The sequence below is a fragment of the Streptomyces sp. NEAU-YJ-81 genome, assembly GCF_017592595.1.
Lineage (GTDB): Bacteria > Actinomycetota > Actinomycetes > Streptomycetales > Streptomycetaceae > Streptomyces > Streptomyces hygroscopicus_B.
In genome coordinates this window covers 68679-80953 of the sequence record NZ_JAGFNO010000030.1, presented here as the reverse complement: position 1 = coordinate 80953, position 12275 = coordinate 68679, and the positions used below count along the sequence as shown (strand labels likewise).

Below are 12275 nucleotides of genomic sequence, written 5' to 3'. Positions count from 1 at the left end.
GCGCCGGCGCCGGGGCGCTGGTAGCCGTAGGGCATGACGTTTTCTTCGGGGCGCCGCCCCTGGCCGCCGCGCACCGGGCGCCGCAGGACCGCGCTGGTGGCCGCGGCCATGGCCGCCGTCTTCCTCGCGGTCGGCCCCTCCTCCGCCGCGGGGCCGGTATCGTCCACGCACCCCAGGCCCCTGGGCATCGGCGACCCCCTCTTCCCGGAGCTCGGCAACCCCGGCTACGACGTCACGGCGTACGACATCGCGTTCGACTACCGCCGTCAGGACCGGCCGCTCGACGCCGTCACCACCATCGACGCCCGCGCCACCGCCCCCCTGCGCACCGTCAACCTCGACTTCGCCCAGGGCGTCGTGGACTCGGTGCGGGTCGACGGAGCGCGGGCCCGGTTCGTGACGGCCGGTGAGGACCTGGTGGTCACGCCGTCCACCCCGCTTCGTAAGGGCGCCGCCTTCCGGGTCACCGTCCACCACACCAGCGATCCGCGGGGCGGCACCAACGGCGGCTGGGTCCGCACCAGCGACGGGCTGGTCATGGCCAACCAGGCCAACGCCGCCCACCGGGTCTTCCCCTGCAACGACCACCCCGCCGACAAGGCCCGCTTCACCTTCCGGATCACCGCCCCGAAGACCCTTACGGTCGTCGCGGGCGGTCTTCCCGGGCAGCGCGTCCACAAGGGATCGCGGACCACCTGGACGTACCGCCTCGCCCATCCCATGGCCACCGAGCTGGCGCAGATCTCCATCGGCCGCTCCGCCGTGCCGCGCCGCACCGGGCCGCACGGGCTGCCGGTGCGCGACGTCGTACCCGCGGCGGACCGCGCACGGCTGGAGAAGTGGCTCGCGCGCACTCCCGGACAGCTGGCCTGGATGGAGAAGAAGGCCGGACGCTACCCCTTCGAGAACTACGGCGTCCTGATCGCCCACGCCACCACCGGCTTCGAGCTGGAGACACAGACGCTCTCCCTCTTCGAGCGCGATCTGTTCACCAGCAAGGAGCTGCCCCGGTGGTACATCGAATCGATCATGGTGCACGAGCTGGCGCACCAGTGGTTCGGCGACAGCGTCAGCCCGCGCCGCTGGTCGGATCTATGGCTCAACGAGGGCCACGCCACCTGGTACGAGGCGCTGTACGCCGATGAGCGCGGTAAGGCGAGCCTGAAGCGGCGGATGCGCAAGGCGTACGAGCAGTCCGACGCCTGGCGGGCCGAGGGAGGGCCGCCCGCGGCCCCCAAGCCGGCCGACTCCGGCCAGCAGATCGGCATCTTCCGCCCGGTCGTCTACGACGGCAGCGCGCTGGTGCTGTACGCACTGCGGCAGCGGATCGGCCGCGCCGCCTTCGACCGGCTGGAGCGGGAATGGGTGCTCCGCCACCGCGACAGTGTGGCCTCGACCGCCGACTTCATCCGGCTGGCCTCCCAGGTGGCGGGGCGCGATCTGAGCGGATTCCTCCGTCCCTGGCTGTACGACAAGAAGACGCCGCCGATGCCGGGACACCCCGACTGGCGGCCGACGGCGAAGGAGAGCACGAAGGGCGCCGCGCTGCCGGGCGCCCGGGCGGGACGGCATGCGGTGCGTTACGCGGTGCCATGGGCCGTGAAACCAGGGTGACGGCCCGGCCGCCGCGTGCGACCATCAAGGAGTCGGCGTCGCGGCCGGCCCCGGCGGGGAATCCCGCGGGCCCGCCACGCGTTGTCGACAGTGACGGTATTCCACGACGTAAGGATTCCTTTGACCCACTCCTCTTCCCTTCCGCAGGACCGGCAGCGCCCCGCCGAGAGCCTTCGGGCCGACGCCCTGATGGAAGAGGACGTCGCCTGGAGTCACGAGATCGACGAGGAACGTGACGGCGACCAGTACGACCGCTCCGACCGTGCCGCGCTGCGGCGTGTGGGGGGGCTGTCTACTGAACTCGAGGACATCACCGAGGTCGAGTACCGGCAGCTGCGCCTGGAGCGCGTGGTGCTGGTCGGCGTATGGACCTCCGGTACGGCGCAGGACGCGGAGAACTCCCTGGCGGAGCTGGCCGCGCTCGCCGAGACCGCCGGTGCCCTGGTGCTCGACGGCGTGATCCAGCGGCGCAACAAGCCGGATCCCGCCACCTACATCGGCTCCGGCAAGGCCGAGGAACTGCGCGACATCGTGGTCGAGTCCGGTGCCGACACCGTGGTCTGCGACGGTGAGCTGAGCCCCGGCCAGCTGATCCACCTCGAGGACGTCGTCAAGGTGAAGGTGGTCGACCGGACCGCCCTGATCCTCGACATCTTCGCCCAGCACGCCAAGTCCCGAGAGGGCAAGGCGCAGGTCTCGCTCGCCCAGATGCAGTACATGCTGCCGCGGCTGCGAGGCTGGGGTCAGTCGCTGTCCCGGCAGATGGGTGGCGGTGGCTCCGGATCCTCGGGCGGCGGTATGGCCACCCGTGGTCCCGGTGAGACCAAGATCGAGACGGACCGGCGCCGCATCCGCGAGAAGATGGCGAAGATGCGCCGCGAGATCGCCGAGATGAAGACCGGCCGCGACATCAAGCGGCAGGAGCGCCGGCGCCACAAGGTCCCCTCCGTCGCCATCGCCGGATACACCAACGCGGGCAAGTCCTCGCTGCTCAACCGGCTCACCGGTGCGGGCGTCCTGGTGGAGAACGCACTGTTCGCCACTCTGGACCCGACCGTGCGCCGGGCCGAGACCCCCAGCGGGCGGCTCTACACATTGGCGGATACCGTCGGGTTCGTCCGGCACCTGCCGCACCACCTGGTGGAGGCGTTCCGCTCCACGATGGAGGAGGTCGGCGACGCCGATCTGATCGTCCATGTGGTGGACGGCTCGCATCCGGCGCCGGAGGAGCAGCTGGCCGCCGTGCGTGAGGTGATCCGCGATGTGGGCGCGGTCGATGTGCCCGAGATCGTCGTGATCAACAAGGCGGATCTGGCCGATCCGCTGGTCGTGCAGCGGCTGCTGCGCATGGAGCGGCGCGCCATGGCGGTGTCGGCCCGCAGCGGACTGGGCATCGACGAGCTGCTCGCGGTGATCGACGAGGAGCTGCCCCGGCCTCAGGTCGAGATCGAGGTGCTGCTGCCGTACACCCACGGCAAGCTGGTCGCGCGTACCCACGTCGAGGGTGAGGTGCTCTCCGAGGAGCACACCCCTGAGGGCACGCTGCTCAAGGCACGGGTGCACGAGGAGCTCGCGGCGGAGTTGCGGCGTTTCGTCCCGGCCGCGGCCGCCGGACAGCACTAGCCACGACCGGCACACGGCGAGGGCACGACGGTCACACGGCGAGGGCACGACAGGCATAAGGCGAGGGCCCGCCCCCGGACTTCCGGGGGCGGGCCCTCGCCGTTGTGGTTGCCTGACGGTGACCGGCTCAGCCGGTCACTGGCTCGCGAACTTCTTGCTGACGGCGTTGTAGACGCCCTTCGCCTCGGGGCCCAGGTGCGGGCCCGCCAGCCAGGTCGCGTTGGACGGGCCGATCGAGGTGTTGGACACCAGCGCGGGCTTGCCGTCCGAACCCTCGGCGACCCAGCCACCGCCGGAGGAACCCGCGGTCATGGTGCAGCCGATGCGGTACATCGTGGGCTGCTTGGCGTCCAGGGAGAGCCGGCCCGGCTTGTCCGCGCACTGGTTCATCTTCTGGCCGTCGAACGGCGGGGCGGCCGGGTAGCCGGTGGCCGTGATCTCGTCGATGGACTTCACCGCCGGGGCGTTGAAGTCGACCGGCAGCGCGCCGCCCACCATCTCCTCGAGCGACTTGCCGCCGCTGACCTCCGGCTTCACATGCATCACCGCGAAGTCGTACGGAGCGCCCTTGCCGCCCACGGCCGCGCCCCTGTCGATCCACTGCGAGGAGGTCTGCGCCCAGTCGGCCCACCAGACACCCTTGGGAGCCAGCTCCTCCTTGGTGGCGTTCTCCAGCTCCGCCTGCGACTTGCCCGCGTCGTTGTAGGAGGGGACGAACATCAGGTTCTTGTACCAGCCGCCGCCCTTGCCCGCGTGGACGCAGTGGCCCGCCGTCCACACCAGGTTGGACTTGCCGGGGTGCGCCGGGTCCTCTACCACCGTCGCGGAGCAGACCATCGAACCCTCGGGGCCGTCGAAGAAGACCTTGCCCGCGTAGGGGACCTTGGAACTGTACGGGCTGGTGACCTCCTTGGCCGGGACAGGCTGCGGATCGGGGTCGGTCACACCCTGATCGTCCGCGATGTCGCTGTCGTCGACCGGCTTGTCGGGCTCCTGCGCGTCGCGCATCCGGTCCGGCTTCCACAGACCCTTGATGATCGGGTTGATGAAGTCACCGGCCTCGCGCAGCCAGTCGTCCCGGTCCCACTTGTTCCAGGCACCGTTCTTCCACTGGTCCAGATCGATGCCGAGGTTCTTCAACTTGTCGTTGAGGTTGTCGGGCAGCTTGATGTCGTCCACGCCCTGCTCCGACGACGCGGTCGGCCTGGCGTCGGTGTTGTCGTCCGAGGAATCGCACGCGGTGGCGGTGAGCGCCAGAACCGAGGCTATGACGGCCACGGCCAGTGCGGGTCGGCGTGAGGATGGCATGGGCGGAACTCCCCCTGAGGTACTGATCTGCTCTACGGCCTATCTGGAATTGTCATGCACCGCCCCGGCAATGGGGTGGTATCCCACTATGCCGGTGCCGCCTACGACGGCTGCGAGCGGGTCCTTGGTTCCCGGCCGCAAGGATCTTCGCTCAGCCCGTGATCCAGAGCGTCACGCGTCGTTGGTACGTACGGGGGACAGCCGGAGGGCGTTCAGCAGCAGGAGGACCGAGACTCGTGGCCGTGACCCAGCTCCCGCCGATGGCCCTGTCCGCCGTCTCCGACGACGGTGGCGCCACCCAGGGAATTCTGCGGCGCCAGGCGCTGCGTGAGTCGGCCGCCCGCACCTATGCCCGGGCGCTGCCCATCGTTCCGGTGCGCGCCCGGGGGATGACGGTCGAAGGGGCCGACGGCCGCCGCTATCTCGACTGCCTCTCCGGGGCCGGGGCGCTGGCCCTGGGGCACAACCACCCGGTGGTGCTGGACGCGATCCGGGCCGTTCTGGACTCGGAAGCGCCGCTGCAGGTCCTGGATTTGGCGACACCGGTCAAGGACGCCTTCACGGACGAGCTGTTCGCCACCCTGCCGCCCGGACTCGCCGCCCGCGCGCGGGTGCAGTTCTGCGGACCGGCGGGCACGGACGCGGTCGAGGCCGCGCTCAAGCTGGTGCGGATCGCCACGGGGCGCGATGGCCTGCTCGCCTTCTCCGGGGCCTACCACGGCATGACGGCCGGTGCGCTGGCCGCCTCCGGCGGGGCCTCTGCGGCCGGTGTGACCCGGCTGCCCTTTCCGTATGACTACCGCTGCCCGTTCGGGGTCGGCGGGGAGCGCGGTGCCGAACTCTCCGCGCGCTGGGCCGAGACGCTGCTCGACGACCCGAAGGGCGGGGTGTCCGACCCGGCCGGGATGATCCTCGAACCCGTACAGGGGGAGGGCGGGGTGTTCCCGGCACCGGACGGCTGGCTGCGCCGGATGCGCGAGATTACCGCGGCCCGCTCCATCCCGCTCATCGCGGACGAGGTGCAGACCGGCGTCGGGCGCACCGGGGCCTTCTGGGCGGTCGACCACAGCGGGGTGGTGCCCGATGTGATGGTGCTCTCGAAGGCCATTGGTGGGGGCATGCCGTTGGCCGTCGTGGTCTACCGGGAGGAGCTCGACGTCTGGCCCCCCGGAGCCCACGCGGGCACCTTCCGCGGCAACCAGCTGGCGATGGCCGCGGGCACGGCCACCCTCGCGTACGTCCGGGAGAACCACCTCTCCCAGCGGGCGGCGGTCGTCGGCCGACGGATGCTGGAGCGGCTGCGCCGATTCGCCGCCGGGCGCCCGCAGATCGGGGAGGTACGCGGCCGCGGCCTCATGATCGGCCTGGAACTGGTCGCCCCGGAGACCGGGCCCATCGCGGAGACGGGACCCATCGCGGAGACGGGACCCATCGCGGAGGCGGGGGCCATCGCAGAGGCGGGGGCCATGGCGGAGGCCGGGCAGGCCGGGGCCGCAGCGCGGGTCGGGCCGGTCGCGGACGCCGCCTGGGAGGGGGTCCCGGGCGGCGCAACCCCGTACGGGGCATCCCAGAGCGAGGCGGCCCTGAGCGAAGTGACCCCGTGCGAAGGAGCCTGGCTGACGGGCGCCGAGGGCGAGGGTGCGCGCGGAGCTTTGGGCGGGGGTGCGCGCCAAACCCCGGGCGGGGGAGCGTCGTACGCCGGTGTCGCGCGTACGGCGGCTCCGCCCGCCGCTCCCGCGCTCGCGGCGGCGGTCCAGCAGGAGTGCCTGCGGCGCGGGCTCATCGTCGAACTCGGCGGACGCCACAACGCGGTGATCCGCCTCCTCCCTCCACTCACCATCACCGACGAGCAGACAGAGGCCGTTCTGGACCGGCTTGCCGACGCCCTGGACGCGGCGATCCGCACCTCCGGAACCCGCTCCGGTGAACTCCCGCCCGCCGCTGCCCCGTTCGCCCCACCGCCCGCCGGAAACCGACGCTGACGTGCCCCGCACCGTACGACCGCACCGCCATCGCACCACCGAAGGAGGCAGGCGCCGGGCCCAGGACGTGAACGCCGTGATGCCCGCGCCATACCCACCATGCCGCACACCCCCGGGGGAGCCCCCTTGTCTCCCCGACCGCAGCCCGTGCCCGGCGCCCTGACCGACTCCGGCGACTCCGCCCACCCCGGCCCCCCGCCGCCCCTCCCGCACCCGCCCCACACAGCGCCTCCCCCGGCCGGGACGGCCAGACCGCCCGCCCCTCCCGCCCCATCCGCGGCGGTCCCAATGGTCAGGGCACCGTCCACCGCCATGACGGCCGCCGGAGACCAGGCGGAGCCCCCAGCACCGCCACCAACCCCCGCTGCGGTGCCGCCACCCCTGGCGGCAGTGCCACCCCGGTGGGCGGTGCCATCACCTGCGGCGGCGGGGCCACTTCCCTCGGCGGCGGCGCCACCATCCCCGGCGGCGGTGCCGCCACGCTCTGCGGTGGAGCCACTGCCCCTGGCAGTGTCGCCCGCCACGGCGCCGCTCGTCAGCGCGGCGGAAGCGAGTCCGGGAGCGAGAGCACTCCAGCCCTCCGACCCAGAGCCCTCGGCGGAGGAGCCGTCCGTGCCGCAACTGCCCGCCCAGGGGCCGCCCCTCCCCGCGATGGCCGTTCCCCGGCAGGACCGCGACAGCCATGAAGCGCCCGCCGACCGTGCCCGTGTGGTCGGCGTGGATCCGCTCGACGACCCCGACCCGCAGATCGCGGCCGACGGTGCGGCCGTCGAGAACCTGCTGCGCTGCTGGGTACGGGAGAGCGGCCTCGCGTACCCCGACGGGGACACCCTGCGTATCCCCCTCGCCGCCAGCGGAACCGTCCTCCTCGTCCCGGTGCGCTATTGGTCGCCCACCGGCTGGCACCGCTTCGGCCCGCCGCTGCTGGAGCACGGCCCCCACGACGCGCCCGCCGTCGGGGCGGTCACCCTCGCGGCTCTGCTCACCCGCGAGGCGGCCTACAGCGCACGGCGGGATGACCCCGACGCGGACGCCACCGAACTCGTCGGCCGTGTCGCGGACTCCGTACGACGCACCGCCCTCTTCCTCGCCCACCGCCGTGCGGCGCCCGCCGACCCCGGCACGAGCACCCCGTTTCTCAACGCGGAACAGTCCCTCCTCTTCGGTCACCCCCTGCATCCCACGCCGAAGAGCCGCGAGGGCCTCTCCGACAGCGAATCCACCGTCTGCTCACCGGAATCGCGTGGCTCCTTCCCCCTTCACTGGATCGCGGTCGCCCGGTCCGTGCTGGCCTGCGAGTCGGCCTGGACGGAGCGCGGCCGGACCGTGCCCGCCGAGCGGCTCGCCCTCTCCCTGGCGGGCAGCGGCCTCCAACTGCCGGACGGGACCGTCCCCTTGCCGCTGCATCCCTGGCAGGCTCGCGAGATCCGACACCGTCCGGACGCAGCCGCGCTCTTCGACTCCGGCCTGTTGCACGACCTCGGGCCCTCCGGCGGACACTGGCACCCCACCTCCTCGGTCCGCACCGTCTACCGGCCCGGCGCTCCTGCCATGCTGAAACTCTCCCTCGCTCTGCGGATCACCAACTCCCGTCGTGAGAACCTCCGCAAGGAACTCCGCCGCGGTGTCGAGGTGCACCGGCTGCTCCGCAGCGGACTGGCCGAGCAGTGGCGGGCGGCCTTCCCCGGATTCCCGGGATTCGACATCGTCCGCGACCCGGCCTGGCTCGCCGTCGACGGACCGGATGGCGAACCCGTGACCGGCCTCGACGTCGTCATCCGGCACAACCCGTTCGGTCCCGGCGACGACGCCGTCTGCGTCGCCGGACTCCTGGCGCTGCGCCCCTGGCGCGGACAGCCGGTGATGCGCTCCCGGCTCGCCCACCTCGTCGCCCGGCTCGCCGCTCGCACTGGCCGTTCCACCGCGGCCGTCGGCGCGGAGTGGTTCCTGCGCTATCTGCACACGGTCGTACGCCCCATGCTCTGGCTGGACGGAGAAGCCGGTATCGCGCTCGAGGCGCACCAGCAGAACACCCTGGTACTGCTGGACCCCGACGGCTGGCCGATCGGCGGCCGCTACCGGGACAACCAGGGCTACTACTTCCGCGCGTCCCGGCACGCCGAACTCCAGCGCCGGCTGCCCGGTATCGGCGGCCGCAGCGACACCTTCGTCCCCGACGAGGTCACCGACGAGCGGTTCGCCTACTACCTGGGTGTCAACAACGTCCTCGGAATGATCGGCGCCTTCGGGTCCCAGCGACTGGTCGACGAGCGCGTCCTGCTGGCCGCGTTCCGCCGCTTTCTCAGCGAGGCCGCGTCCGGCCCCGGCAGGACCCGCTCACCGCTTCCCGCCCGGCTCCTGGAGACGCCCACCCTGCGCTGCAAGGCCAATCTCCTCACGCGGCTGCGCGGCCTGGACGAGCTCGTGGGACCGGTGGACACCCAGTCCGTCTATGTGACCATCGCCAACCCCCTCGTCACTTCTGTCTCTCCTTCCGGCATCCCAGCTGTCACCCCCATGGCTTGACTCCGAGACCCGCGATCACGCCCCTCACCCTCACGTCCCTCACGACGTGCCGAGCCCCCTGAGAGGAGAGCGTCGCCGTGCCGCACACCGACTCCAGTACGAGCTCCAGCACCGACGACACCATCGACATGCGGCTGCGCCAGGAAGAGGACATCGCACGACTCATCGACCTGGACGCCACCGGACGGGAGGCCGACGGCCGGGCGGATCTGCTCGACCACATCGTCGAATGGCGGCCCACCAGCACCCCGTTGGGCACCTTCCAGCTCGTCCCGGTCCGCATCGGGCGTGATCTGCGGCTCATCGCCCAATGGATGAACGACCCCTCCGTCGCCGCCTTCTGGGAGCTCGACGGCCCCGACGAGACCACCGCGAGCCACCTCGGGGATCAGCTCGACGGCGATGGCCGCAGCGTGCCCTGTCTGGGCGTCCTGGACGGCGCCCCGATGAGCTATTGGGAGGTGTACCGCGCCGACCTGGACCCGCTCGCGCGGTACTACCCGGCCCGGCCGCACGACACGGGTATCCACCTGCTGATCGGCCGGGTCGGCGATCGTGGCCGTGGCCTGGGGACGATCCTGCTCCGCGCCGCCGCCGACCTCGTCCTCGAGCACCGTCCGTCCTGCACCCGGGTCGTGGCCGAACCGGATCTTCGCAACACCCCCTCCGTCGCCGCCTTCCTCGGCGCCGGATTCCGCTTCTCCGCGGAAGTCGAACTCCCCGGCAAACGCGCCGCGCTGATGCTGCGCGACCGTGCCCTGCGACACGTCCTGTGATCCTCCGCAACCATCCGTGCCCCCCGATGATGTGCCTGCTTCGATGCGAGACTTCACTGTTGATACACCGCTCGCCCGGTCCCGGTTCCCACGCAGCGAGGACGGCCGTCCCACGAAAGCGGGGTCCGTCCGTCCCAGGAAACGGGGATCCGCCCCAGCCCCGCGCTCGCCGAAACCGTCCGTCACCGACCACACCGACGGGAGTGATGTCGGTGCCGCCCCGTAGGCTGGCAGCCCTATGACTGAATCGTCCTCGCCTCCACTCGCCGATCTGCTGCAGGCCGCCGTAACCACCGTCGGCGGCACCGAGCGCCCTGGTCAGACCGCCATGGCCCAAGCCGTGGCGGAGGCGATCGACGACAGCTCCCACCTGCTGGTTCAGGCCGGGACCGGCACCGGGAAGTCCCTCGGCTATCTGGTGCCCGCCCTCGCCCACGGCGAGCGTGTCGTCGTCGCCACGGCGACCCTCGCCCTGCAGCGGCAGCTCGTCGAGCGAGACCTGCCCCGCACCGTGGAGGCCCTGCACCCGCTGCTGCGCCGCCGCCCCGAGTTCGCCATGCTCAAGGGCCGCTCCAACTACCTGTGCCTGCACCGGCTCCACGAGGGCGTCCCGCAGGAGGACGCCGATGAAGCCGGCCTCTTCGACCCGTTCGAGGCCGCCACGCCCACCAGCAAGCTCGGCAAGGACCTGCTGCGGTTGCGCGACTGGTCGGACGAGACCGAGACGGGCGATCGGGACGATCTGAGCCCCGGTGTCTCGGACCGCGCCTGGTCCCAGGTGTCGGTCACCTCCCGGGAGTGCCTCGGCGCGTCCAAATGCGCCTATGGCGCGGAGTGCTTCGCCGAGGCCGCCCGTGAGCGGGCCAAGCTCGCCGATGTCGTCGTCACCAATCACGCGCTGCTCGCCATCGACGCCATCGAGGGCGCTCCCGTGCTGCCCAGCCATGAGGTGCTGATCGTCGACGAGGCCCATGAGCTGGTCTCCCGGGTCACCGGCGTCGCCAGCGGGGAGCTCACCCCCGGCCAGGTCAACCGCGCCGTGCGGCGTGCCGCGAAGCTGGTCAACGAGCAGGCGGCGGACGCCCTCCAGACCGCCTCGGAGGGCTTCGAGCGGCTGATGGAGCTCGCGCTGCCCGGCCGCCTCGAGAAGATCCCCGAGGACCTCGGCTATGCGCTGATGGCGCTGCGCGACGCGGCCCGCACGGTGATCTCGGCGCTCGGCGCCACGCGGGACGCCTCGGTCAAGGACGAGGACGCGATCCGCAAGCAGGCGCTGGGCTCCGTGGAGAACATCCACCAGGTGGCCGAGCGGATCTTCGAGGGCTCCGAGTACGACGTGGTCTGGTACGAGCGGCACGACCGCTTCGGCGCCTCGCTGCGGGTCGCCCCGCTCTCCGTGTCGGGGTTGCTGCGCGAGAAGCTGTTCGACGACCGGTCCGTCGTCCTCACCTCCGCCACGCTCAAGCTGGGCGGGGATTTCAACGGGGTGGCGGCCTCACTCGGTCTCGCCCCCGAGAGCCCGCAGGATCCGGAGGGCGGCGAGGAGACCGCGCCGCGCTGGCAGGGCCTCGACGTCGGCTCGCCCTTCGACTACTCGAAGCAGGGGATCCTCTACGTCGCCAAGCATCTCGCCCAGCCCGGCCGCGACGGCAGCCGCGCCGATATGCTCGATGAGCTCGCCGAGCTGGTCGAGGCCGCGGGCGGTCGCACGCTCGGGCTGTTCTCGTCCATGCGCGCCGCCCAGGCGGCCGCGGAGGAGCTGCGCGGGCGTCTCGATTCGCCCATCCTCCTCCAGGGCGAGGAGACGCTGGGCGAGCTGATCCGTGCCTTCGCCGCCGATGCCCGGACCTGCCTGTTCGGCACGCTGTCCCTCTGGCAGGGCGTCGATGTGCCAGGGCCCAGCTGTCAGTTGGTGGTGATGGACCGGGTGCCCTTCCCCCGCCCCGACGACCCTCTGATGAGTGCCCGCCAGAAGGCGGTGGAGGAGGCTGGGGGAAATGGCTTCATGGCCGTCGCCGCGACCCATGCCGCGCTGCTGATGGCGCAGGGCGCGGGCCGGCTCGTGCGGGCTTCGGACGACCGGGGCATCGTCGCCGTCCTGGATCCGCGGGTCGAGCGGGCCCGCTACGGCTCGTTCCTCCGTAAGTCCATGCCGGACTTCTGGTACACGACCGACCGCAACCAGGTGCGCCGCTCGCTGGCCGCCATCGACGCGGCGGCCAAGGCCCAGGGGGCCTAGGCCCTGTCCGGCGGATCTTCGCGGGGCCCGCGACGCCTTGCGATGCTCCCCCAGCTACCGCTGGGAGGTGCCCCCTGCACCAGACGCCGCGGGCCCCGCGGCGGCAGCCGCTGATGTCACAGGCGCGAAGATCCACCGGACAGGGCCTAGCGGGCCAAGGACCGGGCGGCCTGGCGGGGCGTCGCGCCCCAAGGCCGCCACGGTCGC

7 protein-coding genes are annotated in these 12275 nt (G+C 72.0%); 6 read left to right on the top strand and 1 reads right to left on the bottom strand.

Annotation, left to right across the window (positions count from 1 at the left end):
• Window positions 1–33: 33 nt before the first annotated feature.
• On the top strand, window positions 34–1614 hold the full coding sequence (locus tag J5X86_RS40385; protein WP_243982715.1) for a M1 family metallopeptidase: 1581 nt from the start codon (window positions 34–36) through the stop codon (window positions 1612–1614).
• Window positions 1615–1734: 120 nt separating this feature from the next.
• A complete protein-coding gene (gene hflX, locus J5X86_RS40380; protein ID WP_078644181.1) occupies window positions 1735–3237 on the top strand; it encodes a GTPase HflX in 1503 nt (500 codons plus the stop codon).
• 135 nt (window positions 3238–3372) lie between these two features.
• Here the strand turns inward: hflX and J5X86_RS40375 are convergent, their stop codons facing one another.
• A complete protein-coding gene (locus J5X86_RS40375) occupies window positions 3373–4545 on the bottom strand; it encodes a serine protease (RefSeq protein ID WP_208521613.1) in 1173 nt (390 codons plus the stop codon).
• A 236-nt stretch (window positions 4546–4781) separates the two neighbouring features.
• Between J5X86_RS40375 and J5X86_RS40370 the strand changes: the two genes are divergently transcribed.
• From J5X86_RS40370 to J5X86_RS40355, 4 genes are all read left to right on the top strand, one after another.
• Window positions 4782–6527 (top strand): diaminobutyrate--2-oxoglutarate transaminase family protein, encoded by a 1746-nt coding sequence (locus tag J5X86_RS40370; RefSeq protein ID WP_374229348.1) that lies wholly within the window; start codon window positions 4782–4784, stop codon window positions 6525–6527.
• Between the two features lie 612 nt (window positions 6528–7139).
• On the top strand, window positions 7140–9053 hold the full coding sequence (locus J5X86_RS40365; protein WP_208521612.1) for an IucA/IucC family protein: 1914 nt from the start codon (window positions 7140–7142) through the stop codon (window positions 9051–9053).
• A 77-nt stretch (window positions 9054–9130) separates the two neighbouring features.
• A complete protein-coding gene (locus tag J5X86_RS40360; protein WP_208521611.1) occupies window positions 9131–9829 on the top strand; it encodes a GNAT family N-acetyltransferase in 699 nt (232 codons plus the stop codon).
• Between the two features lie 238 nt (window positions 9830–10067).
• Window positions 10068–12068 carry an ATP-dependent DNA helicase gene (locus J5X86_RS40355; protein WP_208521610.1) on the top strand — a complete coding sequence of 667 codons (2001 nt, stop codon included), beginning with the start codon at window positions 10068–10070 and terminating at the stop codon, window positions 12066–12068.
• Window positions 12069–12275: the final 207 nt, after the last annotated feature.

Bases quoted from the DNA above. Each gene is read 5' to 3' on its own strand.
- J5X86_RS40385 (WP_243982715.1), top strand. From the start codon at position 34: ATGACGTTTTCTTCGGGGCGCCGCCCCTGGCCGCCGCGCACCGGGCGC.
- J5X86_RS40375 (WP_208521613.1), bottom strand. From the start codon at position 4,545: ATGCCATCCTCACGCCGACCCGCACTGGCCGTGGCCGTCATAGCCTCG.
- J5X86_RS40355 (WP_208521610.1), top strand. From the start codon at position 10,068: ATGACTGAATCGTCCTCGCCTCCACTCGCCGATCTGCTGCAGGCCGCC.